20 protein-coding genes and 3 pseudogenes are annotated in these 24,386 nt (G+C 67.9%); 7 read left to right on the top strand and 16 right to left on the bottom strand.

What is annotated here, in order from left to right; translation table 11 throughout:
• The first annotated feature begins 17 nt into the window (after positions 1-17).
• The 5 genes from FIU66_RS15110 to FIU66_RS15090 are packed head-to-tail and all read left to right on the top strand — an operon-like array spanning position 18 to position 5,734.
• Positions 18-704, top strand: coding sequence for a virB8 family protein (locus tag FIU66_RS15110; RefSeq protein ID WP_167623740.1), 687 nt, complete (start codon positions 18-20; stop codon positions 702-704).
• Positions 701-1,432 carry a TrbG/VirB9 family P-type conjugative transfer protein gene (locus FIU66_RS15105; RefSeq protein ID WP_167623739.1) on the top strand — a complete coding sequence of 244 codons (732 nt, stop codon included), beginning with the start codon at positions 701-703 and terminating at the stop codon, positions 1,430-1,432. Before FIU66_RS15110 ends, FIU66_RS15105 begins: the two co-directional genes overlap by 4 nt.
• Positions 1,432-2,811 (top strand): TrbI/VirB10 family protein, encoded by a 1,380-nt coding sequence (locus FIU66_RS15100; RefSeq protein ID WP_167623738.1) that lies wholly within the window; start codon positions 1,432-1,434, stop codon positions 2,809-2,811. Before FIU66_RS15105 ends, FIU66_RS15100 begins: the two co-directional genes overlap by 1 nt.
• Entirely contained in the window at positions 2,808-3,806 is a 999-nt protein-coding gene (locus FIU66_RS15095) for an ATPase, T2SS/T4P/T4SS family (RefSeq protein ID WP_167623737.1), read from the top strand. The genes FIU66_RS15100 and FIU66_RS15095 overlap by 4 nt, the downstream gene beginning before the upstream one ends.
• A complete protein-coding gene (locus tag FIU66_RS15090) occupies positions 3,803-5,734 on the top strand; it encodes a type IV secretory system conjugative DNA transfer family protein (protein WP_167623736.1) in 1,932 nt (643 codons plus the stop codon). The genes FIU66_RS15095 and FIU66_RS15090 overlap by 4 nt, the downstream gene beginning before the upstream one ends.
• A 63-nt stretch (positions 5,735-5,797) precedes the next feature.
• Here the strand turns inward: FIU66_RS15090 and FIU66_RS15085 are convergent, their stop codons facing one another.
• From FIU66_RS15085 to FIU66_RS15010, 16 genes and pseudogenes are all read right to left on the bottom strand, one after another.
• Positions 5,798-6,097, bottom strand: a complete 300-nt coding sequence (locus FIU66_RS15085) for a type II toxin-antitoxin system RelE/ParE family toxin (protein WP_167623735.1) — start codon at positions 6,095-6,097, stop codon at positions 5,798-5,800.
• Positions 6,094-6,351 (bottom strand): type II toxin-antitoxin system ParD family antitoxin, encoded by a 258-nt coding sequence (locus FIU66_RS15080; protein WP_167623734.1) that lies wholly within the window; start codon positions 6,349-6,351, stop codon positions 6,094-6,096. Before FIU66_RS15080 ends, FIU66_RS15085 begins: the two co-directional genes overlap by 4 nt.
• Before the next feature lie 162 nt (positions 6,352-6,513).
• Positions 6,514-8,409 (bottom strand): relaxase/mobilization nuclease domain-containing protein, encoded by a 1,896-nt coding sequence (locus FIU66_RS15075; protein WP_167623733.1) that lies wholly within the window; start codon positions 8,407-8,409, stop codon positions 6,514-6,516.
• Positions 8,390-8,938: a DNA mobilization endonuclease VirD1/MobC family subunit gene (locus FIU66_RS15070; RefSeq protein WP_167623732.1), complete on the bottom strand. Its 549-nt coding sequence runs from the start codon at positions 8,936-8,938 to the stop codon at positions 8,390-8,392. Before FIU66_RS15070 ends, FIU66_RS15075 begins: the two co-directional genes overlap by 20 nt.
• A gap of 560 nt (positions 8,939-9,498) precedes the next feature.
• The gene (locus FIU66_RS15065; protein WP_167623731.1) at positions 9,499-9,780 is read right to left on the bottom strand and encodes a hypothetical protein; all 282 of its coding nucleotides are present in this window, start codon (positions 9,778-9,780) and stop codon (positions 9,499-9,501) included.
• 140 nt (positions 9,781-9,920) lie between these two features.
• Complete coding sequence (locus FIU66_RS15060; protein ID WP_167623730.1) at positions 9,921-10,127, bottom strand: cold-shock protein; 207 nt, start codon at positions 10,125-10,127, stop codon at positions 9,921-9,923.
• A gap of 193 nt (positions 10,128-10,320) precedes the next feature.
• Positions 10,321-10,563, bottom strand: a complete 243-nt coding sequence (locus tag FIU66_RS15055) for a hypothetical protein (RefSeq protein WP_167623729.1) — start codon at positions 10,561-10,563, stop codon at positions 10,321-10,323.
• A gap of 389 nt (positions 10,564-10,952) precedes the next feature.
• A complete protein-coding gene (locus FIU66_RS15050; RefSeq protein ID WP_167623728.1) occupies positions 10,953-11,435 on the bottom strand; it encodes a DUF3768 domain-containing protein in 483 nt (160 codons plus the stop codon).
• Between the two features lie 465 nt (positions 11,436-11,900).
• A complete protein-coding gene (locus tag FIU66_RS15045) occupies positions 11,901-12,836 on the bottom strand; it encodes a DUF2493 domain-containing protein (protein WP_167623727.1) in 936 nt (311 codons plus the stop codon).
• A gap of 328 nt (positions 12,837-13,164) precedes the next feature.
• Complete coding sequence (locus FIU66_RS15040; protein ID WP_167623726.1) at positions 13,165-14,208, bottom strand: toprim domain-containing protein; 1,044 nt, start codon at positions 14,206-14,208, stop codon at positions 13,165-13,167.
• A gap of 378 nt (positions 14,209-14,586) precedes the next feature.
• The gene (locus tag FIU66_RS15035; protein WP_167623725.1) at positions 14,587-14,814 is read right to left on the bottom strand and encodes a type II toxin-antitoxin system VapB family antitoxin; all 228 of its coding nucleotides are present in this window, start codon (positions 14,812-14,814) and stop codon (positions 14,587-14,589) included.
• 306 nt (positions 14,815-15,120) lie between these two features.
• Positions 15,121-15,539: pseudogene (locus tag FIU66_RS15030) on the bottom strand (antirestriction protein).
• Between the two features lie 200 nt (positions 15,540-15,739).
• Positions 15,740-16,063, bottom strand: a pseudogene (locus FIU66_RS18210) (hypothetical protein); the annotation flags it as partial.
• 320 nt (positions 16,064-16,383) lie between these two features.
• Positions 16,384-16,551 (bottom strand): hypothetical protein, encoded by a 168-nt coding sequence (locus FIU66_RS15020; protein ID WP_167623724.1) that lies wholly within the window; start codon positions 16,549-16,551, stop codon positions 16,384-16,386.
• A gap of 294 nt (positions 16,552-16,845) precedes the next feature.
• A pseudogene (locus FIU66_RS15015) lies at positions 16,846-18,965 on the bottom strand (ParB/RepB/Spo0J family partition protein); the annotation flags it as partial.
• A 211-nt stretch (positions 18,966-19,176) separates the two neighbouring features.
• On the bottom strand, positions 19,177-20,232 hold the full coding sequence (locus FIU66_RS15010; protein WP_167623723.1) for an ArdC family protein: 1,056 nt from the start codon (positions 20,230-20,232) through the stop codon (positions 19,177-19,179).
• Positions 20,233-20,456: 224 nt separating this feature from the next.
• Between FIU66_RS15010 and FIU66_RS15005 the strand changes: the two genes are divergently transcribed.
• Positions 20,457-21,569 (top strand): DNA repair exonuclease, encoded by a 1,113-nt coding sequence (locus FIU66_RS15005; protein WP_167623722.1) that lies wholly within the window; start codon positions 20,457-20,459, stop codon positions 21,567-21,569.
• Positions 21,566-24,193, top strand: coding sequence for an AAA family ATPase (locus FIU66_RS15000; RefSeq protein WP_167623721.1), 2,628 nt, complete (start codon positions 21,566-21,568; stop codon positions 24,191-24,193). Before FIU66_RS15005 ends, FIU66_RS15000 begins: the two co-directional genes overlap by 4 nt.
• Positions 24,194-24,386 lie beyond the last annotated feature (193 nt).

Genomic DNA, 24,386 nt, shown 5'->3' with positions numbered 1-24,386 from the left:
AAGTTCTGGAGAAGACCATGAAGGACGGCGAGGCTGACAGCAGGACGATCCTGGAAACCGAACTGATCTTCGGTGTCCGCCGGCGCGAGCGGTTTGCATGGGGTGTGGCCATCGGCGGGGTTTTGGTGGGCCTTGGCGGGGTCGCCGTCGCAGGGCTGACGCTGCCCCTGAAGGAAACACAGGCTTTCGTAACCATCGTGGACAAGGACACCGGTCTGGCTGAGCGCGCGGTGCGGATCGAGGCGGCCGGTGTCGAGCAGGGTGCCGCTGTCGAGCAGTCGCTCCTCTACAACTACGTCAAGAACCGCGAGACCTATGACGAGGCCGACAACGAGGCCCGCATCCTGCGCGTCTACCGCATGTCCGCGACCCGCGTGCAGGCGGCGCTGAAGGCACAATGGAACAAGACGAACCCAAACTATCCGCCGCTGATCTATGGCGCGAGCGGCAAGGTCGTCGTGGATGTGCTCTCGATCACGCCGGTCGCCGAGAACACCGCCCAGGTCCGCTTTACCAAGCGCCTCGAGAAGCCCGGCGAGCCGGACAGGATCGGCAAGTTCTATGCCACGGTCCGCTATGCCTTCGAGCCCACGACCGCGAGTGCGGTGGAACTCGTCTGGGAGAACCCCTTCGGCTTCACCGTCACTGATTACCGCATCACGGCGGAAAGCTTTGAGGCTCAGGATATGGAGGTCCGGCCATGATCCGCTCCGTCACCATCGTCGCGCTGCTCGCGCTGTCCCTGCCCGCCCTGGCCTATGCGGAAGCGCGCCCCCGCGCGGGTGGAAATGACAGCCGCCTGACCTATGCCACCTTTCAGGAGGGGCAGGTTTATACCATCAACACCCGGGTCCGGAACGTCACTCTGGTCGAACTTGGGGATGGCGAGACGATCCGCTCGATTGCCATCGGCGACAGCGAGGCCTTTCAAATCGAGAAGCTTGAAGGCTCCAACGTCTTTACCGTCAAGCCCGTCCTCGACGGCGTCAGCACCAATCTGACGGTTGAGACCAACCGGCGCTTCTACTTCATCCATGCCGTGGAGTCCTCGCGGGCCACGCCCCACTGGTCGGTGAAGTTCACCGTGCCGGGCAGCGGCGGGTCTCGTTCCCGCGGGGCGGCCGCGGCAGCGGCAATCCCGGCGGAGGTGCCGATGACCTACCGCGTCCTGAGTCGCAGGGGTGCCGCGGAGTTCGCGCCGATCGGGATCTCGGATGACGGCAAGCGCACACTGTTCCAGATCCCGCCGGGCGCGCCGATCCCGTCGGTCTTCCGGGCCGATGCAAGGGGCCGGGAGTACAGCGTCAACACCAGTGTGAACGGCACCGTCATCACCGTCGGCGCGCGCTCGGAACGCTGGGTACTGCGCCATGGCGACGCCCATGTCTGCGTGGAGGGCACGAAGCCTGGTGCCGGGCAGAGGACGCGCTGATGGCAGAAGCCGATCCCCTGCAGGAACGGCTGCGCCGGATGCAGCCACCGGCAGCCAGGCCGCCCCTGTGGCGGCGCTTGGCGCTGCCTGCGGGGATGCTGGCGGCGGGACTTGCCGGGGGCGCCTATGTGGCGACGGTGGTCCCATCGGGAGATCCGGCTCCGTCTCCCCTGCCGACCTCGGAGGTTCGCGAGTTCCAAGACGACAGCGGACTTGACGGCTTCACGCTGACCGAGAACGAGCCAAACCCTGCGCAAGCGCTGCCGGACACGCGCACCGAGGTACGAACGGTTGCCGATCCGCAGGCCCCGGCTGATGCGGCGGCAGCGCGCGCGGCCCTGGAGCGGGCCAGGGCTGAACTCGCGGCGGTCCGGGCCGAGTTGGCCGCAGCCAGAGCCAACCCGGAAACCTCCGCCGCCGATCTCGAGGCATTGCGCGCGGAGCTGGACCAGCTGAAGGTCGACATGGCCGGCAAGGACCAGGCGCTCGATGAGCTGACCCGCGAGAACCTGCGCCTGCAATCCGATCTGGACCTTGCTGCCGAACTGGCCAACCAGACGCAGGTGCAGGCCGATCTGGAAGCGCAGCAGCTGGCAGAGCTTGAGCGGCGCCGAACCGAGATGGAAGCGCGCCGTGCCGAGGAAGAAGCCCTGCTGCAAGCCCGCACGCAGTCGGCGATGGTCGCTTATCGTGCCGGCGGCGGCAGCGGGACAGGGGAAGACAGCGGGGCGGGCGGCACCGACGAGCGGTCTGACGCCGCCGAGCGCTTCCGGCGCGCGGGCCGCTCCGAGGCCGTCCAGTCGGAGGTCATTTCCGAACCCTCGCGAACCGTGGTCCAGGGCACGCTCATCGAGGCCACGCTTGCCAACGCCATCTCCAGCCAGCTTGAAGGCAATGTCGCGGCCACGGTCAGCTATGACGTCTGGTCGATGGACATGGCCAATGTCCTGATCCCGCGCGGCTCGCGGCTGTTTGGCCGCTACAGCTCGTCCATCGAGAAAGGCCAGCGGCGGATCATGGTGGCCTGGGACCGGGTGGTGACGCCGGACGGGCAGTCGGTCGACCTTGCCGCCTACGGGACGGACCGCGTGGGCCGAGCAGGGGTGACGGGCCGGGTCAACACCCGCACCCTGGCACGCTTTTCGGCGGCGGCAGCCGTGTCGATCATCGGCGCCGCCCCTGCGGTGCTCGCGGCCGCCGTCGAGGAGGGCAGCGACGACGGGATCGCCCGCGACACTGCGGAAAACATTGGCAGCAACGCCAGCGATGCGATCGGCGGGGTGATCAAGGACTACATCGACATCCCTGCCACGATCAGCGTCGATCAGGGCGCCGTGATCATGGTCATGGTGAACGCCGACCTGGAAATGCTCCCATGACGGAGGTGGGCCACCTGGAAACCCGGCTTGGCATCCTGCAGCCCTTGATCGGCGACGAGGCCACCATCGAGATCGCCATCAACGCCGACGGCCGGGTCTGGGTCGAGCGTGCAGGCGACAGTCATATGTCCTTGGCCGGGATCATCCTCCCGCCCGTCGAGGTCAGGGATCTGGCGGGTCTGATCGCCAACAAGCAGCGCCTGACCCTGACCGACAACCAGCCCGCGATCTCGACCACTGTCGAGGTTACCGGAGCAGCCCTGCGCTGCCAAGCCATCATCCCGCCCGCCTCGGCGGGGGGCACGGTGATCTCGGTTCGGGTGTTCCGCCGCAGGGAAGCCGGCACTGCCCCCCGGCCCTTCCACTTTTTGCGCGACCAGACCGTGTCGCTGGAAGCAGAGCGGCTGGAACTCTTGCGCGCGATCCGCCGGATGGCGCTCGAAGATGAGGATCCCGACACCTTCCTGCGGGCCTGCGTCGAGGCGCGCATGAACCTCGTGATCTCGGGGGGCACCTCCTCGGGCAAGACCGAACTGGCGCGGCGGCTCCTGTGGATGGTAAAAGACGAGCATCGCCTGGCCCTGATCGAGGATGCATCCGAACTGCTTCCCGGCCAGGAGAACACCGTCAGCCTGATCGCCGAACGGAATGAGGCCTCCGCGCGCTCGACCGACAGACTCCTGGAAATGACCCTGCGCCTGCGCCCCGACCGGATCATCCTGGGCGAACTCCGTGGGACCGAGGCGGTCACCTTCCTCGAGGCCATCAACACCGGTCACGAGGGCAGCGTCACCACCATCCATGCCACAAGCGCGCGCAAGGCCGTCAACAGGCTAGCCTTCCTAGTGATGCGCGCAGGCATGCCGCTGACGCTATCGGAGATCCGCGACTATGTTCTCCAGTCCGTCGATGTCGTCGTGCAGACCGGGCGGATCGGAACTGATCGCGGCATCCTGGAGACGTGGTTTCCGGGGCTCGATGGGGAAAGGCCATGACCCGCCTGAGCGTTGCCGTTCCGGTTGGGCTGATCACCGGGGCCTTTGTCGGCCTGATGATCGGCGGCCTTTGGCTGCAGTGGCAATCAGGCATGAACCCCAACGCCGGGCATCCGTTCGTGCTCCTCACCGATTTCCCGGGCCTGCGGGCGGCGGGACGGGAGCCGTGGCGATCGGCCTATGGGATCGTTCTGGCGGGCACGGTGCTGCTGGGACTTGTGGCGGCGTTCCTGTCCGTTTCCCGGCGGCTGACAACCTACGGCAAGGCGCATTTCCAGAGCCGCCGCGAGGTCCGGCGGAACGGGCTCGTGCAACCCTTGGGTTCGGGCTTGGTGTTCGGCAAGTTCGGGCAACCGCACAGGACGGGCCGCTTCGTCTGCGGCAGCTATGACAGGTTTCCGCATGCCCTGGTGGCCGCGCCGACCCGCTCGGGCAAGGGGGTAGGCTATGTCATCCCGAACACACTCCTTTTTCCCGGCTCCTGCGTCATCATGGACGTCAAGGGCGAGATCTTCGAAGCGACCGCCCGGCACCGGCAGGGCGGGGGCGATCGGGTGTTTCGCATCGCGCCCTTCGACTTCGACCATCCGACCCACCGCTACAATCCCCTTGAGCGGATCGCCCGCATCGCCGACACCGATCAACGCTTTACCGAACTTTCGAAGCTCGCCAGCTATTTCCTGATCCCGAAGACCGAGAAGGGCGGCGCGTCGGACTTCATCGTAGGCGCGCGCCAGCTGTTCGTGGCCGCCGGGATGCTGGCCATCGAGCGTGGCACGGCCAGCATCGGCGCGATCGCCCGTCTTCTTTTCGATACCGCCAACAAGGAGATCGCCTTTCGCAGGCTTGCGGGCGAGACGCGCCACGCTCCCTCGGCCACGATCTTTCTGAACTTCTCGGGCTACTCGGACCGGACGCTGTCCTCCTATGTCTCGGTCCTCGACGGGGCGGGCCTGGGATTGTGGCTGAACCCGCGCATCGACAAGGTCACGGCGGTCAACGACTTTTCCTGGAACGACATCCGCCGCAGCCCGCACGCGATCTATGTTGTCGCCAATTCGGACGACGTCCCCACACTCGCGCCCCTCTTGCGGCTGATGTTCGGCGAACTGATCGCCACCATGCGGGCGCGCATCCCTGACCCGAAGCTGGAGCCCTGGCCCGTGCAGATCATCCTCGACGAGTTCGACCAGCTTGGCCCCATGCCGATCATCGTGCAATCGCTGAAGCAGCTTGCCGGTCATGGCGCGCGGGTGTCGATCATCACCCAGTCGGTGCCGGGGCTGGAAAGCATCTACTCCGAGAACGAGCGGCTGTCGATCGAGGCGGCCGCCGGGATGAAGCTCTATATCGCGCCCAACGAGAAAAAGACCGCCGGCGAGGTGGCCGAGGCCCTGGGCAAGACCACCCGGCTGGCGCTGAGCGACAGCTACTCGCAGGACGGCAAGGGTTTGTTGAAGCGGTCGGTCTCGCGGCGCAACGAGGAGCGTCCGCTGATGACACCCGACGAGATCCGCAGGCTCGCCCCGGACAAGGTCATCCTGATCCCCGAGCGGCAGAACCCCATTCTGGCTGACCGGATCGTCTATTATGAGGACGCCCGGTTCAAAGCCCTTGTCGACGCCCAGAAGGGACCGCTGCCCTATCCCGATCCCCTGCGGGACGAACTCGACACCCTCCGGGCGGAAATGGCCGCGCTGCGCGATGCCCGGGTCGTCTATTCTTCGAGACGACCTCCCCATCCGGCAAGGGAGCCCGCGGCGTCAACCGGGCATCTGGCGCAGACGGTCCTGGAGGAGGCGGATGTCCCGGCGGGCTCCGGTGTCGTAGACAATGACGTTGCTGCAGCAGTCCAGGCCGGGATGGACGATTTCGATCGCCAACTGCGGGAAACGAAGGCCGCTGCCGTTGAGATCGACTTGTCGTGAGCAAGGGCACGATGCCGGTGTCCCCGGGGCTTCGATCCGGCTCGGGATTGGTGCCCCGCGGCGTCACCCGTCCGGGAACAGGATCGCCTCGATGTCCATGGCGCCGTTCACGACATGCAGGACCGTGATCCGCTCAGGGGTGACGCGATAGAAGATCAGATACCGCCCATGCACCCGGCGCCGAATGCCGTGGCGCTCATGGCGGGGCACGATTGGCCACGCCAGCGGCATCTCCGCCAAGTCCATGCAGCACTGGTAAAGCTCCCGGATGAAGGTCACGGCGCGGGCAGGATTGTCGCGCGCGATATAATCGCCGATCCCCTCCAGGTCCGCCTCGGCCGTGGCGGTGATCTCGACGATCATTCCGTGCCGCGCGGCCATGCCTCGTATCTGGCTTCCAGCCGGGCCGCCACGTCCGCAGCTGGCCGCACCCGCCCTGCGTCGGCATCGGCCATGCCACGCGCCAGAGCCTGGTCCAGCACGGCCAGGCGCATCTCGCGCTCCTGGATCAGGCGGATGCCCTCGCGCACGACCTCACTTTTCGAGTTGTAGCGGCCGCTTTCGACAAGCTCCGCCACATAGCCTTCAAGCTTCGGTCCAAGTTCGGCACTCAGCATGTCCTGCTCCTTATGCTGGAACCAAAGTGGCAGCATTCATAACAGTTATCAAGTCACACTTTTGATCCGCAACATCGGGTACTTTCTTGGCTCCCATGTCGTGGCGCCAGCGACAGCGTCGTCAGGCACGTCCCGACCGATCAAACGCCGCTTGCCGCCCTTTCAGAGATCCAGATCGTGATCCTTGCGGCGCAGCTCGTGCTGCGGTGTCTCACGGCTGTGTTCGCGCGCCAGGAGCCGTTCCCGGGCCAGCTCGGCCTGCCGCCGGGACAGCCCCATGCTTTCGTGGCTCTCGGCCGCCGCCACCAGGGCACGGGCAATCTCGCGCCGCTGCACCGGCTCGGGGAAGTCGGAGGCCAAGGCCCGATCATCGCCTGAAGCGATCTGCGCCATGATCGTCTCGCCGTAGCGCTCCTTCAGGTCGGTGGCAAAGCGCTCGGCATGATCCTCCCGCTCGAACTCCACCCGGCCGTGCCGGTGGTGCACCGTGGCCAGCGTCTCCAGGGTGCGGACCAGGCGGTCGTCGTCTTGCTGGTGCGCGGTCCTTTCGATCGCACCGATCCCCAGGGCCCCGTCCAGGATTGTCGTGGCCCGGGCATGGAAGCGGTCCAGAAGATCTGCGGCCTGCGCGCGCCCCTTGGCGTCCTCCAGATCGAGCCCTTGCGCGGCCGAGACGGCCTTGAGATCCGCCTTGACCCATTCCCGCTCCTGCCAGGCATTCGCGGCGCGATGCTCGAGCCGCCGCTCCATTGCGCCGCGCTCGATGCCCACCGCCTCGGCCGCCGCCACGACTGCCGCGCGGATCTCGCGGGTGGTCTCTCCACTCAGCACCCGTGTCGCGCTGCCCCGGGTAATGGCGTCCCCGTCCAGTTCGGTCCGGTAAAGCGTCGAGCGCGGCGGCTCCTGCACCAGCTCGGCCCCGCGCGCATCGCCCAGATCGCGCAGGATCGCGGTCGTGACCTTGGCCAGTTCGTGGCGCATCTTGCGCCGGTCCTTGGGTCCCAACGTGGCGATCTCGCCCTCGACCCGGTCGAGCCAGCCCGAGAAGACCCGGTCCAGATCCTGCCGGGTCCGCGGGCTATCCGTGTTCTGCACATCCATCATCTCACCCTCCAGGGTTTTCGAACTCACGATGCCGCCCGCCTCCAGGATCGCCGCGGCCCGCTCCATGCCCATCTTGACGTCCTCCAGCCGGGCGAGGCTGGCGATCCCGGCCAGCGTCCTGAGCGTGGCCGCACTGCGGGTGACCACTGCCAGCCCCTCCTCAAGCGCCGGGCCCTGCAGCGCCCGCTCGCGCACCGGGCGATGCTCGCGCGCGGCCCCCTCGATCTCGGCGCGGCTCGGCCCATAGGTCAGGATGCCCCGCTCGAGCCGCGAGGAGGCATCAAGCTCCACCCCCATTCCGCCCGCGATCTCGACCAGGCGCTCCTTCATGATGGCGAGGTTGAAGGCATGGTCCTTCGCCATGAAGAACCAGGTGCCCTCCTCGAGCCCGCGGTTGTTCACCACGATATGCACATGCGGATGCGAGCGGTCGGTATGCAGCGCCGCCACATAGGCCCATTCATCCTGCATATGGGTGCCTGACTGGAACATCTCGAAGGCCCAGGCCTCGGCAATCCGCAAGGCCTTCTTGGGCGAGAGATCATAAGGAAAGGAGAGGAGCAGATGCGTGGTGTGGCCGTTCTTGGGCTCGCCCCGCCAGCCGTCCGACCACTCGAGCGCGATCGCGCGGCGCTGATCGGCCGTCAGCCCCTCCGCGTCGGGATCAAGCCCGATGGTGTTGCCGAACACGGCCTCGGACTTCGTGAAGAGATACCGGAGCTGCGCCTTGAGCCGGACCGGCGTCTGCGTGCCGCCGCGGGCGATCTTCTTCAGCACCGCGGCGTTCGAGCCCTGGCCGACCCGCCACAGATTGCGGGCTCGCGCCGAGAAGGACGACCCCCCTGCCCCCGACCGGCGTCCCCGCGCCTTGCCAAACCCGCTGTCCCGCGCCACGCGGCCGCCGAGGCGGCGCAGCCGGATCTCGCCGATCAGGTCATCCGCGAGGCTTGCCATGCTCGGCCTCCCTGAACTCGGCAAACAGCCGGATGCCGCGCCGGCGCTGCTCGTCCACCACCGCCCGCAGATAGGAGCGCATCTCCGGCAGGGCCTGGCGCAGGGTACTGAGTGCCGCCCAGTGCTCATGAGCCGGATCGATCCGGCCCTGGCCCGCCGCCAGGGCGATCGCGTTCACGGCGACGCCGATCTCGTGCAGCTCGGCACGGATCGCCTCAAGCCCGCTGGCCGTTGCCGGCTCCGCCTCCAGCAGGCCCGAGGCAGAGCGCACCAGGGCGCGAAGCGCGTCCGAGGTCGAGCCAAGGCCATGGCGCGCCTTCAGGGCTTCGAGCGCCTCCCTCTCGGCAGGCGACAGCCGCGCCGAGACGGGCTTGCCCTCCGTGGTGGCGGTTTCCCGGCTATGGTGGGGCCGGCTCGTGTTCGCCGTTGCGGCAGGCTGGGAGCGGACGCGCCGCTTTGCAGTCAATCGCTCGTCATCGCCAGGGCGTGGTGTGTCTGCCAGGGTCTGGGTCGTGTCTCGAAGGGCCATCGGGCGCTCCTGTCCACTGGTGTAGACATCGTGCATTTCCTGCCACGCCTACTCTTCTTACCATGCCACATTCTGGGGGATCTGTCACGGGTTTTGTCCCGCACAGAGAGGAGATCACCCCCACACCTCCCGCAAGCGTCTGACCTCTTCTCAGGAGGTGGTCAGCCCGATGGCTGGGTCACCGCTGAGGCCGACCTAAGCTGCGCTTCTCGGCTTCGCCGTCTTCGCGTAACCGCACTGCTCTACCCCGGCAGGTCCCTGCTGAATAGAGGGGTGGGCGACAGGTCACAGCGGGTAAGTCGCAGCCGCCCGGAGCAGATGCCTAACGGCACTGCCCCCTGCCCGAAAGAACAACTATCCCCTGAAGCCCGGCGCAGACATAAAGGTGTTATCAGCCGAGCGGGTGTGTGTGGTTGGTTTCAGAGTGTTCCCGCCCGGCTGAGAGATCCCCCATCCGTGAGGCGTGGTGCCATCGGTGTCGGGGGCGGGAAAGATCTCCGGGACCCTTCCGTGAAGCACGGGCGCGCCTTCGCCTGGGTCCTTGATATCGGGATCCGCTGTTACGTCCTGTTGTCCGACAGGGTGCTGGCTCGGCGGGGCGGAGGTGCTTTTCTGACGCGCGTCCGGATGAAGGGCGCGGCGTGCTTGCCACCGGGTCCTTCAAGCTCCAGGATGAGCGTCTCCAATTCGCCGATCTGCTTTCTGATCCGGTCGATCGTTGCATCGCGTTCTTGGCTGGACAAAGGCATTCGACCAATGTTGGCCCGGCACAGCATTACGGCCGTGTTGGCCGCCGACAGGTTGGCCTGCAAGGCGCTGTAGGTGGTGATCCGGTAGCTCATGCCCGATCCTCTTATGCGCTATTTGCATAAGGCAAACCCGGTTAAGGAGCCGTTAACAGGGCGGGACGGTGCCAGCAGATTCTGTGAAAGAACCTTCACCCGCAGCACGTTTGCGGCAGGGCGGCGACCCCCTTGGCGTCTCAGACGGCCTGCAGATCAACCGCGCTCGTCTTGCCGTTGCGGCCGGTCTCCAGCTCAAAGGAGACTTTCTGCCCGTCCCGCAGCGTGTCCAACCCGGCGCGCTGAACGGCCGTGATATGGACGAACACATCTCCGCCCCCGGTCTCCGGCGCAATGAAGCCATAACCCTTGTCGGTGTTGAACCACTTGACTGTCCCGCGTGCCATCGTCCCTCTCCGCTGCGCAACAAGCCATTGCTTGGCATAGGGTTCAACCGCGCAGCAAGAGATTTCTTAGGGGGCCGGCAGAGTAAACCTGCTGCGGTCCCGCCTTTGCCAATGCTGACTACAACGTTAGAGTAATAGCCGAGGTCATGACCAAGAGCCATTTGGTTGCATCTGCCAATATGACTGACCCTTATCAGGACGCAGTTGGCGTAATGCGTCGAAGGGTTATTTCGCAGCCGCCGCCCTCAAGGACGTGATAGCTCTCAACGACGACCCGTTCGTCGGCACCGTCCAGGGTAAGCTGCCCCTCATGAGGCCCGTTGATCTGACCTTCGTCGAGAGCCGCGTCTGCGCTGAACCGGATATAGTCGCCCCCGGTTTCAACGGTGCCACTGATCGGCTCAAGGCCGTCTAGCGAGAGTGTCGCGTCGGTCATGTGCTGCCCTCCCTCAGGGGATGAGGAGAAACAACGATCCTTCTGCTCATAAGGGGCCAGCAATTGACAAAAACGAAATACTCGCGGACGTCTCGGAACGAGGCGATGTCTGACCTGACGCCCTCGGCACCATCGGCACCCTGTTCTCACCCCAGGAGTGCTGGGATGACTGTCACGCCGCGGGACCTGTATCAGGTGGAGCCGAATGGCTTGAGAAGCTCTCGGGACATCGGCAAGGCACTGTCCCCAGGTCCGGTGCGAGCGGCCTTAGGATGCGCGTCAAAGCGGGTGCTCGGACGTCGCAGTCCAGCTCTCCTGACGCCTTATATTCCCGGACAAACTATGTGCGATAGTCAGGCGGCCCCGCTTTCGAAGCCGCCCGTGCGAGATCAGTATTCGTCGGGCAGACACAAGGTGAGAACACGGATCGTCTGCGCGGGATCGCTTTCCTGCTCCGGTCCCATCAGCCCGTCGGTGTCGTAAAGGTCGATCTTCCAGTAGATGCGCACGGTCTCGTCTCCGTGCGGCACATCCGGCATGCCGAAGCTGCGGAGGCCATCGGTGCCATGATCGTCCACGACGGACGCGTCCGTGCGCACCCGGTCGAGGGCCGCGTCCATGAAGTCAGGGCCACGGGCGACGATCCCGCGCGTCACGACCACCCTGCCGCGCAGAGTCTCGCCCTGCCACTCGGTCTGCCCAAGGGCTGCCCGGAAGGCGTCGTTCTGCGCCCCCATGATCCGCGCCTCGGCCATGGCAGCCTCGTAGCGGTCCAGATCGAAGACCGGCCCCGCGCAATGGCGGCAAGCGTCTGGACGGGTGCCCGCCGTGGTCTGGGTGGCCTCGCAGGAGATGCATTGATACCGCGTCATGAGAAAACCCTCCTTATGATCTGGCGATCCCCTCCCGGCCTTGCCCTTCTTCAAGAATGGGAGCGGACCGGGAAGGCGAGCCGCGCCCCCGGCGCGTCTCACCTTCCTGGGCTGCCTCCCGGCGAGGGCGGGAGGGGGGCCCGGCAACTGCAAAATCAAGCCCCAAGGGTCGGGGGCCCCGTCTGCACAAGCCGCCGCTTGGCGGCGCGGAAGATGGGGGTGCCCCCTTAGGGCGCCGTATTTTGCGGTTGACGGGGGAACCGGCGGTTCCCCTCTTTCTTCCTTGCGACAGCTGTCATCTGCACCCAATCAGCCTGCAGGGGGCGTTCGGCTTGACCGAATCCCCCCTGCACGGCGCTCCCCGCGTCACCCGGACCTTTTGCCGGACCACACGCCGCAGAGCGGCGCAGCAGGCGGCGTCTGACAACGAAGCCGTGGCAGGAAGAGGGCCGTAGAGAACGGCGCTTACGCGCCGCCCTCGATCTTCATCACCGGGATGCCCAGCTTGCGGGCCTTGTCAGCCAGGTTCTCCTGGATGCCGGTGCCGGGGAAGACCAGGACACCGACCGGCAGGACATCGAGCAGCGCGTCATTGCGCTTGAAGGGCGCGGCCTTGCCGTGCTTCGTCCAGTCGGGACGGAAGGCGATCTGGGGCACCTTGCGGTGATCGGCCCAGCGGGAGGCAATGAGCTCCGCCCCTTTCGGTGAGCCGCCATGCAGGAGCACCATGTCCGGGTGCTTGGCATGGACCTGATCGAGCCTGGCCCAGATCAGCCGGTGATCGTTGAAGTCCACCCCGCCGGTCAGGGCCACCTTTGGCCCGGCAGGCAGCATCACCTCCGTCTCGGCCCGGCGCTTGGCGGCCAGGAAGTCGCGGCTGTCGATCATTGCCGCCGTGAGATGGCGATGGCTGACCATCGAGCCCGTGCGTGGCCGCCAGGCACTGCCGGTGTGGTGCTCGAAGGCCTCGGTGGCGAGGTCGCGGAAGAGCTCCATGCCGGCGCGCCGTTCGATCAAGGTCTGCCCTTCGGCCGTGAGGCGTTCGAGTTCGACGGATTTCACCTCGCTGCCGTCCTGCTCGCGCTGCAGCCGGCGCTGCGCCTGTTCGTTGCTGTCGAGTTCGCGCTCGACGCGGGCCGCGGCACGGTGGAAGAGATTGACGGTGCCCCAGAGCAGTTCCTCGAGATCGGGCTCGAGCCGGGTGTCACTGAGGCTCGCCACCAGGGCGTCGAAGATGTCGGACACGGCGCTGGAGACGGTGTCCGCCTCCGGAAGCGGCCGGGGGTCGGGCTCGTCCTGAAAGGGGCGCCAGCCGTAAAGCTGGAGTTCGGTCAGGACGTGGTCGGTCTGGGAGGCGGTGTGGACCGGCTCGGGGGCCTGGTCGTCGGGATCCTGTGTCATCGCGTTCTCCTTCGATGGGGGCGGGGCGCACGTTTCTCGCGGCCTTCGCGGGCATCGACGCGCACGGGCGGGACGGACGGGCAGCCCTCGCGCCTCGCGAGGGCCTTGATGGCCAAGGCCGGCTATTTTGCTTCGCGATGCAAAGCGTCCGCAGGACGCGGCGGAAAATAGTCGGCCGCCGCCATTGCCCGACGGGCCGGCTGTGCGCCGATTGCCCCCCTCGAAGGCCCGGAACGCGGATCTCCGCGCGTGAAGGAGAGGTGACCGGGACAGGGAGGGACCCGGCCAAAGGGCAGAGGCTGGCACCCCTGCACCCCCGAGCCTGCCCTCACCCCTTCAGGAAACGGTGCCGGTCGTCAGGATGCAGCGCGTCCTTCAGCGCCGCCTGCAGGACTTGCAGCCCGAAGTGCCGCAGGTCCTCATTGAAGTCGCCTCCGACGGGCACAAGGGCAATCGCCTCGATGCCGAGGCTGGCCGCTCGGGTCAGAAGGCTGTCGCGCGCCCTGTCGCCGGCGGGGTCACGGTCGCACAGGACATACAGGCGGCGCAACGTGGGAGGAAAGAGCACGGCAGCAAGATGGGCAGCCGAGAGGGCTGCCAGCATCGGCATGCCGGGCAGCACCTGGCGGGGCGACAGCACAGTCTCGATGCCCTCTCCCACGGCCAACACATCATCGGCCACCCCGAAGCGGACGCCGTGGCCGAGAAGCTCCCCCATGGCCCGGCGCGGCGTGGCGATCGGGGCCTTGCCCAACCCATCGGCAGCAAGCCAGGTGCGATGCGCGCCCGTCTGGCGGCCGGCGAGATCGGTGACAGCGGCAATCATCGCCGGCCGGGTCTCCGTTGGCCCATGCTCGTCCGGCCGGTAGTAGCACCGGGGGTGGAAGCGCAGCGCACCCGTGCCGGAAAGGCAGGTAATCGCCCTCCCGGCCAGATAGGTTGCCGCGAGCGTGCCGCCGATCGGCTCGGCCATGGCGAAGAGCCGCCGTGCCGCCTGTCGGGAGCCGGGTGCCCTGCGCAATGGCCGACCGTCCGGAGAAAGGCCAGGCTCCGGGTCGGGACGCGGCAGAGCAAGAAACCGGCGGGCTTCGGCAGCCACATCCTTGAAGTCGAAAAGGCCCGTCGCCTTGCGGATGAGGTCGAGCAGATCGCCGTGCTCGCCCGTGGCGGCATCGGACCAGCGGCCCGCGGCCCCCCCGCCGGTCTCTGGGCCCGCCAGACGCACGAACATCGAGCGGCCAGGAGTGTTTCTCACATCGCCCACCAGCCAGTAGTTGCCGGTCTTGCGGCCAGAGGACAGGTAATGGCGGCAGACTGCCTCGGCCTCCCGGCCAAGACGGATCGCCAGATCGGACGCGTCACGATGGGGCATGAGAGGACCTCCTGTGTGCTGGGGCATCTGCCGCCTCCGGGGTCCGGACCGCGGACCCTCGGTCGCGGCGTTTTCCCGGGGGCGGAAAGCACGAATTCGCGGCACTCTCTCGACCGCATCGGCTCAACCCTCCTGCCCCGACCCCCCTCTGTCTTTGCCGGCGGTCTCCATCACCGCACCACGGCCGGGCGGCACACCCTCACAGCCTTCCGTGATGGCCATCCCCTGGTCTGCTGGCGGAAGCAGGGTCTTGGGCTTCAAGGCACAGGTCGGCGACAAGTACCCGCAGTCATGTGACGAAGCGGCGTCAACTGTGACAGCGGATGCCTCTGTGCGCACAGCGCGCAAGGCGGTCAGACGAAAGCGTTGGTATGACCCTCAGCGCTTTTTTGACGGGTGCACCATGCGCGTCGATTTGCGGCCGTAGTTTTTCACCGTCTCGCGCAAGGTCGCAATCTGGTCATCAATGGTGGGTGTGGACCGCAGACGCTCGATCTCGTTTTGGAGAGCCAGGCGCATGGCTTCCGTCTTGTCGACGCCCAGCATGTCCGCCAGGGTTTGCGCCAAGTCATCCAGGCGTTCATCGCGGGTTGTGCGCTCTTCCATCGTGGGTCCGCCTTGCATGCACGGCCATGATCATCCGGTAACCCCAAGGTGGGCTGCTCGGCAAGACAGCACGAGATTGCAGCCAAGCCGCTCGACAGGGGCCGTTTTGGTAGCCACGCGCCTGCTGATCGGACCGCCTTCTGCCAAGGATAACGACCTGATGCGCATCTTCTCCTCGGCCCTAGATCCGGCGCGTGTCCAGAGGTAGGCTTCTCTCGCTTGCCGTCTGAGCCGCCCTCCTGCGGCGCCATGGCGAAAGCCAGCAGGAAACAAGCGCCCCGCCGTAAAGCAGGGCGCTTGCACGGTTCAGTCGATGGCCTGGAAAATCTCGCGGGCCTCGGGATGATCCGCGGCATGGGCGTAAAGGCGGGCAAAGCCGTCTGAGAGTTCCGGGGCGTCATGGCGGAACGACAGGTGGGAGAAGGCAAAGAGCTGGCGATGATGCCCGCGGCGTCAGCCGATACCTCGCCTTCATAGCCGTTACCGTCCCAGACGAGATGGAAGCGCGGCCTGCAGGTCGGGGCGAGATAAGGGGTCGCCTGCCCGCTCAAGGAAGTCCCACATGCCGCCGGTGTAGTCCGTCGGGCTCAGCCTTTCCATGAAGCCGAAGACGTGTGCTCGCCGACAAGGAGAAGACGGGCGCCGAACAGCCGAGGCAGAAAGGCCATGCGGCGCTCCTCGGGAACGGGCATGGCAGAGGAGAATGAGGGTGCGGTGAGGCTCATGGCGGAGATCTCCGGTTATGAGATACGGGGATGCGCCTGCCATGTCGCTCTCTAGCTCCGGCAGGCGCAGCCTTCTCCCAGCCTTCCTCTGTCTCTGCTGCCCGGCTGTCGGCCTGATCGACGCTCCGGCGGTGACCCGCCAGAGAGGCCGCAAACATCAGGATCTTCCGCCTCGTGTGGCCAAGCGGGATCGACGACCAGTCGAGCGCCTGGCTCCGTCCCATCCACGGCTCCGGGCGGATCGCCCTGGCCCAGTCGGCGAAGCTGGATATGGCCCAGATCCTCGCGACATGCTGCTCGCCGATCCACCGGGTGGGATCTGCCGCCCCGAGCCAGGGTGAGCGTGGTGCCGAACAGCCGTTCCGACATGAAGATGCCCTCGGCATGATGGCGCAGCGCCCCGGTGCCGGAAGTCGCAAGGATCTCCTTGCTGCCATCGAACCAGGCATGGACGGCCAGGTATTCCTCGATGCTGCCGCCCCAGCTGCGGACCGAGGAGAGGCGTGATGATAAGGATGTGCCATGGTCTCCTCCTTAGAACACGTGGCTGTAGGTTTCAGTGGCGTATAGCGCTCACTGTGATCGAGGGTGATCGCCCGGGCCGCCACGTCGAAGACGAACGCGCCAGAGCGCCGTCGTTGTTCTCCCAGCCGGGATGGCTTTGCTCGAGCAGTCATAGCAATGCTGCTCGAGGGCGGCCCCGATCTCCACTTGGGCGTGACACATCGTCCGAGTTCCACGTAGCGGACGCCAGCGCAACCTGGCCTGCGGGAAGGTCGACAATGGTCTCGCCGCGTTGCCGGTACATCCTCGATCTGGCCGCTGTCGCCGTAGCCGTCGAAGGTCACCGTGACGGTGGATCCCGGCGGCCTCCAGGGCATCGAAGAGCGCGGCCTTGTTGCCGGGCGCAGCGCGGCTGCGCGTTGTTGATGAGCATCGTGTTCGGCAAGAACACGGGCATGCTTGCAGCAAGGTCGAGGTCCGGCTTGCCGGCATGTTCGGAATTGGTCATGGAAAGGTCCTCCGGGAGAGGGAATGACAGGAACGCCACGGCGCGGCTCTCCCTCCTCGCGCCGGGCTTGTCCCCTCCCCCACCGGCTCTGCCTCTTGATAAGGAGGGTGCTGTTCACGGCTCCGGCCTCAGGTCAGCGCGACACGACCAAGCCGTCGTGAACCGGGAGAGCGGGAGACGGGGCGGCTATGCCGCCCCGTCTCCCATCCTCACTCGGCGGCCATGCCTTGCGGATTGGCCTCCTCCACGCGGACAGTGCCGTCTTCGCCTGCTCCGGACGGAGCTCCCGTGCGGATCGTCCGCGTCGTCTGGTTCCGCGTTATTGGCCTCGCCGGTCGGGTCGGTCGGCAGGCAAGCTGACCCGGCAACCTCGACGCCGATGGTTCCGCTGTCGGCGTCTCCCAGCCGCAGCGGCTCGGGCAGCCAGCCGGTCTCCGCCAGGAGCCGCTCGGCTTCCCGCGCCATGTCGGGTTTCTTCAGGTGATTGATGCGCTGCGCCGCTGCCTCCCCGACGCCTTCGCGCACTGCCGCAAGGATGCGCGGCTTGGTCACCCGGCCAAGATAGCTCTCGACCGTCGGCCGCCAGCCCGCCTCCACGAGATCGAGCTCTGTCGCCCGGGCCAGCCGGTCGGCCTCGCGGAGGCGCCGCTCGAGACCCCCCTGGCTCACGCTCGTGCCGCCGCTGAAGCCGGGCCGCTCGACAAGCGCATTGACCCCGAAGCTGACGCAGTAAGCCAGCAGTGCCAGCCGGCTTGCGTCGTCGAGGCTCTCGAGCCAGGACCAGAGCCGGTCGTCATCCTCGGCATCGGGCAGGTCGGCCTGCCACACCGCATGGCGCGCAGCGATCCGTTGCGCGGGCAGGCTGTCGGCCAGACCCGGGGCCTGCACGGGAAAGTAGACGGTCCGGACACAGGCCTCCAAGGCCGCGCCGCAGCCGCGGCTGACAAAACAGTCCAGCACCAGCCGGTGCAGAAGGGCTGTCAGCGCGACATGCGGGTGCGCGGCCAGGGCGTCGCGCAACGCCAAGGTGCGATATGCGGTCAGCTCAACCACCAGGCTCTCGGGCAAGGGCTTGAGGGTGTCGGTGTCCTCGGAGCTATCCTCCCCGGTGCCTGGCTCACCCGCCATCGTGATGGCGGCGAGTTGTCCGGCGTCGTGGGGCGTGACGCCGCCCGTCGCATCGGGCAATCCCCCAGCCGCACCGTCCTCAGCCCCGTGCCCGGCCTCATCGTCGGGCCGGACATGGCCACGATCGACCATCAACCTGCCGTCGGCGCCTATGCTGACAAATACCCCGGCGCGCGCCATCTGCTCGGGCGAGAAGACCACCGGCCTGTGCTCATAAGCCTCGAGCGCCGCCTCGATCTCTCCCAGCCGCCGGTCCACATCTTCGGGCAGTTCCTCGGCTTCCGCATGCTCGGCCTCGAGCAGGTCGTACTCGTCGCGCAGGGCCTCGCGCGCGGCGCGCTCCTCGTCAGTCAGGTCGATGGTGGTGCCGGCAATCCGCCGAAGCCCGCGTCGTGGCCATAGGGAAAGCTCGCGGCTACCTCGACCCAGGCCCAGCCTTCCGCGGCAATCGCCTTGGCCTCACACTTCAGCTTCTCCGCGACCAGCTGGTCGAGCAGGGCCACGTCCTGCAGCCAGCCCCCATCGTCGCCCTCGAAGAGATCGCGCAGCACCGTGCCGCCGGCCGCCTCGTAGGCGGGAATGCCCACGAAGAGCGCCCGCCGGTCGGACGCCCGCACCGTGGTCTCGGTCAGCATCCGGCGGATGGTGTGGGGCTCCTTCGACCAGCTGTCCCTGACGGCCTGCCAGACCTGCTCCTGGCGGGCATGATCCTCCGAGACGGTGAAGGCCATCAACTGCTCGAGCGTCATGGCGTCCTCGGCGTAGACCTCGAGCAGCGCGGGCGAGACAGAGGCCAGCCGCAGGCGCTGCTTGACGACCTTCACGTCGACGAAAAAGGCCGCGGCAATGGCTTCCTCTGTCATGCCGGTCTCCCGCAGGGTCTGGAAGGCGCGGAATTGATCGAGCGGATGGAGCGGCGCCCGCTCGATGTTCTCGGCCAAGGACAGTTCGGCCACGAGCACATCCGTATCGGACCCGCTCCCCGAGACGATGCAGGGCACGGGCGCGGTCTTCGCCAGACGCTTCTGCTTGACCAGCAGTTCAAGCGCCCGGAAGCGTCGGCCGCCGGCGGGCACCTCGAAAAGACCGGTCTGCTGGCCGTCCTCGTCCAGGACGGGACGCACGTGGAGGGACTGGAGCAAGCCGCGCCGGGCAATGGATGCGGCAAGCTCCTCGACCGAAACGCCGGACTTGATCCGCCGGACATTGGACTGGCTGAGGACCAGCTTGTCGAAGGGAATGTCGCGCGCGGACGCGAGGGTGATGGGGGAATTGGCTTTAGCCATGGCCGTGTTCTCCACGACGGGCGCCGGGGAGCCTCTCTCCCTGGCTTTCAACCCGTCACGAACACCCCAGCCCTCCTCTGGCTCTCCGCAAGCCGCCTCTGGCGCGCTGTCAGAATTAAGACGTTTGCCAGAGGGCGATGGCTCCCGAACTTGGCAGTTTGATCGTAGGCAAAAAGCCCACGTTGCGCTGACACGTCTTCAGGCGAGCTTGCTAGACGGTGCCGACGACAACGGGAGACCAAGGGTGGCCATCCTCCGGTTCATCGGGTGCGCCGGGTGGTGTGAGAGCGGGCTGCTGCGCATGCATCCAGTCGGCGGCCTGCTGGGCCTTGCCGGCAGCCGTGAAGATCGCGCGGGGGTCTGCAGCCATGACCTTGAGCCACGAGGCGATGTAGGCGGCATGGTCGGGCCGCGGATGATGGGCAATGCCGAGATCGGCAAGCACGAGGCCGCTGAGGATCTCGACACAGCATTCCTCTGCCGCATAAGCCTTTGAGCCGAACCGGCCCGAGAGATCGCGATCAAGCCTGTGTTTTGCCCCCGAGGCGTGGCCATGCTCATGCAGCCAGACCCCATAAAACGAGGCAGCGTCCCGGAACTGCGCGAACTCGGGCATGAACACCGTGTCCACGGAGGGACGGTAGAAGGCTTCTAAGCCGCCAAACACGGTTCTTATCCCAAGGTTGGCGATGAAGGCTTCCGCATGTGCCAGACGCTCGCTCTCGGGCAGGCACGGTGTCAGAGGGCGTTCGTATCCGTCCACCTGGGCCAGGTTGAACACCGCAAAAGCCCGCGCCACCATCCGGGCGCGACCGCCATCGTCCTTGCCGTCGTCCTCTGCCTTTGTCTCCTCGCGCGAGGCGATCTGCTTCCACAGAACCACGGTGGTCGAGCGCTCACCCTTGCGAACCTGAGCACCGGCAGCCTGCCATTGCCGGTAGGTGCCCCACAGGCCATCGCTGTAGCCCGATGTCATGGCCGCGACCCACAGCGCCACGGTGTTGATGCCCCGGTAACGCTTGCCTGATGCAACATTGGTCGGGCGGGCGGCATGGGCACCGTCATGGAACCACGGGGCGTGCCACTCACCGGCCCCGTGCTCGAGGGCTGCCATGATCTCTGCGGTAACGCGCGTGTAGATGTCAGCACGCGCTTCAGGATGTGTCCCGTGAGATGATGGGACAGTTCCCCGGGAGCGACGGGACCCTGTGGAATGACCGCCGCCTGCAGGATCTGTCGCTCGGGCAGCTCGCCTTGGTCCAGACATTGGAATGTCCTCCGCGACGGGCGCCGGAGGCCTCTCCTCCAGCCCTCGACCCGTCACGGACAGTCCGCCAGACCTCTGGCTCTCTATGGCAAGCGCCGCAGGACAGGCGGGTCATCAGCCTGCCAGGACAAAGCGCACAACGCCTCTTTGGGCTTGCCGAACCAGCGGCGTGCGTGTTCTGTTCTCGATCCGCGACAGTGCCGACCCGAAGGATCCCCTTTCCGATGTATCGCTTCCTGCATTCCTCAGATCTGCACCTGGGCAAGGCCTTCGGCACCTATCCCGAAGCCATCCGCAACCGCCTGCGCGAGGCCCGCCACGGCGCGATCGCCCGGCTGGCCCAGGCCGCGCGGGACGGGGGCGCGGCCACGGTGCTGCTGGCGGGCGACACCTTCGATGCCGAGACCCCTGCCCCCGACACCCTGCGCCACGCCCTGCGCGCCATGGCGGCCGAGGCCGACATCACCTGGATCATGCTGCCGGGCAACCATGACAGCCTGGCCGCGACCGAACTGTGGCGGCGCATCGGGTCCGAGGCGCCCCCGAACCTGCGGGCGATCACCAGCCCCGATCCGGTGGAACTAGCCCCCGGCGTGATTGTCCTGCCCGCCCCCTGCACGCAGCGCCGCCCCGGCCGCGACCTGACCGAGGCGATGGCCGCCCCCACCCCCGACGGCTGCCTGCGCATCGGCCTGGGCCACGGCGCGATCGCCGATTTCTCGGGCGAGGAAGGCGTGGCGGGCATCATCGCCCCCGACCGGGCGCGGCTCTGCGGCCTTGACTACCTGGCGCTTGGCGACTGGCACGGCCGGATGGAGGTGAACGCGGCCACCTGGTATCCCGGCACGCCCGAGGCCGACGGCTTCAAGCACTCTGCCGCCTGCTGCGCACTGCTGGTGACGCTGGACGGGACGGCGCGCGTCCGACCGGTGGAAACCGGCAGCATGGGCTGGCAGACCGTCACGCTGGACCTGCTGCCCGGCGACGATCCGCTGGCCCGGCTGGACGGCGCCCTGCCCCTGCCGATGATGCGGCGCAACCTGCTGGTCCGGCTTGTCGCCACCGGCCGCCTGCCCCTGTCCGACCGGGCCGCGCTTGACGCGGCGGCGCAGGCGGCCGCCCCCGATTTCGGCTGGTTCGGCCACGACCTGTCAGGCCTTGCGACCGAGGCGCGGCCCGATGACCTGGACGGGATCGATCGCGCGGGTGCGCTGCGCCAGGCGGCCGAGGCGCTGCTGGCCGAGGCGGGCGACGGGGATCGCAGCGCCACTGAGCGCGCGGTGGCCGCATCCGCGCTGTCGCGGCTTTATGCCCTGGCGCAAGAGGTGGGGGCATGAAGATCCGCGCGCTGCAACTGACCAACGTGCGCCGCTTCGCCGGCCACACCGCCCGGATCGAGGGGATCGGCGACGGCATCACCGTGCTGTGCGAGCCCAACGAATTCGGCAAGTCCACCTTCTTCGACGCCATCCACGCGCTGTTCTTCGAACGCCACCGCGCCACCCGCGCAGGGATCAAGGCGCTGCAACCCCATGTCGGCGGCGCGCCCGAGGTGGCGGCGGATCTGGACCTGCCCGACGGGCGCTACCGGGTGGAAAAGCGGTGGCTGACCCGCGCCTCGGCCAGGGTGTCGCGCGACGGGCGGACCGTGGCCCAGGACGACGAGGCCGAGGCCTGGATCGACCGGATGCTGGGGGCCGGGCTGTCGGGGCCGTCGGGCCTTCTGTGGGTGCGCCAAGGCCTGCTGGGCCTGGAACCCGAGGGCAGTTCGGCCAGCGACAAGTCCGACCGCGAACGGGCGCTGTCGGCGCGGCGGGATCTCTTGTCCTCGGTCGCGGGCGAGATCGACATGATGACCGGCGGGCGCCGGCTGGATGGGGTGGCGGCAAAGGTCGGCGATGCGCTTGGCAGGCTCGCGACCGCGACCGGCAAGGCCAAGGCAGGCGGCGAATGGGCCCGGGCCGAGGCCGAGGCCGAGGCCCTGCGCGCCGAGAAGGCCGAGCTTGCCGCCAAGGCCGCGCGGCTGTCGGGCGACCTGTCCAGCCGCAGCGAGGCGCAGCGCCAGCTTGCAGCCCTGGACGACCCGGCCGAGGACCGGCGCCGCGCCAAGGCCCTGGCTGCTGCCCGCGCCGCCCTGGCCGAGGCCGAGGCCCATGCCGACCGGCTGGGGGCGGCGCAGCGCGCCCTGGCCCTGGCACAGGCCACCGACGACAATGCGCGTGCCGAGATCGAGCGGCTGGAAACGCTGTCGGACCGCGCCGCCCGCGCGGCCCAGGCCCTGGCCGCGGCGACCGAGGATGCGGCCCGTCATGACAGCCGCACAGCCACCCTGTCCCAGGCCGAAGGCGACACCGCCGCCGCCCTTCGGGATGCCGAGGCCGCCACCCGCGCCCTGCGCGACCGTCTGGCCTTGGCGCAGCGGGCGCGCCTTGCCCGCGCCGCGCAGGACCGCGCCACGCACCTGGCCCGCAGCCTGGCCGAGGCCGAGCGCCTGCGCGCCGAGATCGAGGCACAGCGGGCGCAGCGCGGGTTGCTGGTGGTGACGCCGCAGGCCCTTGCCGCCGCCGAACAGGCCGCCGACGAGCTGAACCGGGCCGAGGCCCGCCTGGACGCGCAGTCGGTCAGCCTGTCCCTTGCCTATAGCGGCGCCGCACGGGTCCGCGCCGATGGGGCCGACCTGCCCGAAGGCCCGCACCGCCTGACCGGCCCGCGCGACTTCGACCTGCCCGGCATCGGCACCATGCGGATCGACCCCGGCACCCAGACCGGCGGCGACCGGGCGCAACTGGACAAGGCCGCGGCCACGCTGGCCCAGCGGCTGTCCGCCTGCGGGGCCGAGGATCTGGCCCAGGCCCGCGCCCGCCTGGTCGAGGCGCAGCGGCTGGACGACAGCCTGCGCAGCGCCCAGGCCCTTCTGGCCCAGCTTGCCCCCGACGGGCTGGAGGCCCTGCGCCAGGCCCATGCCCAGACGGTCGCGGAAGCCGGTGCGGGCGCTGAGGACGCGGGCGACCCCGCCGCCCTTGAAGCGGACCTTGCCATCGCCACCGCCACCGAGGATGGGGCCCGCGCCGCCGCGGCCGAGGCCCAGTCTGCCCTGCGTGCCGCGTCCGAGGCCCGGGCCGCCGCCGCCGCCACGCTTGCCGCCGCCCGCCGCACCCATGAGGCCGCGGCCGCCGAGGCCGGCGATCCGGCGGCGCTGACGGCCCGGCTGCGCGATCTGCGCGACGCCCGGACGGGCCACCAGTCCGGGCTGGCCGATGCCCAGGCCGAATGCGCGCGGCTGGAACGGGCCGCCCCCGACCTGGATATGGCCCGCGCCGCCCTGTCGCGCGCCCAGTCGGTCGCGGCCCAGGCCAAGGCGCAGCGCGACCGCCTGCGCGAGGATCTGGCGATGCTGAACGGATCCATCGGCACCCTGGCCGAGGAAGGGATCGAGGAACGCCTGGACGAGGTGCGCGGCAGGCTTTCCGACGCCGAGGCCCGCGCCGCGCGCTATGCCGCCGAGGTGCAGTCGCTCACCCGCCTGCGCCGGGCGCTTGACGAGGCGCGGCGCCAGGCGCGGGACGCTTATCTGGGGCCGGTGCTGCGCGAATTGCAGCCTCTGCTGGCGGTGATCCATCCCGGCGCCACGCTGGAGATCGACGACCAGACCCTGCTGCCCGCCGTGCTGACCCGAGACGGCCAGCCCGAGGCCCTGGACATCCTGTCGGGGGGAACGCGGGAACAGGTGGCGATCCTGACCCGGCTGGCATTCGCGCGGCTGTTCGCGCGGGCGGGCACCCAGGTGCCGGTGATCCTGGACGACGCCCTGGTCCACAGCGACGACGACCGGATCGAGGCGATGTTCACCGCCCTGCACCGCGTGGCCCAGGACCAGCAGATCCTGGTCCTGACCTGCCGCCAGCGGGCTTTCGCGGCCCTGGGCGGGGAACGGGCGCGGGTCAGCGTTGAGACGGTCTGAGGCTTCCGAGTCTTGGCGTAATCTAAAAGCTTGAACGTCGCAACGGGCGGTAAGCGGCCCTAGGGCGGTGCACCAAGGCCACTGCAGCATCAAGCAAAAGCAGTCGTTCGTCGCAACCACAAAAACTTACGATCATATAGTTGACACGTAGGACAAAAAAAGGGCCTCAGCGGCGGGTGCAAAGTAGTATATT

It is taken from the genome of Paracoccus sp. AK26, from assembly GCF_011801365.1.
GTDB lineage: Bacteria > Pseudomonadota > Alphaproteobacteria > Rhodobacterales > Rhodobacteraceae > Paracoccus > Paracoccus aerius.
This window is presented reverse-complemented; position numbering and strand designations above follow the sequence as displayed.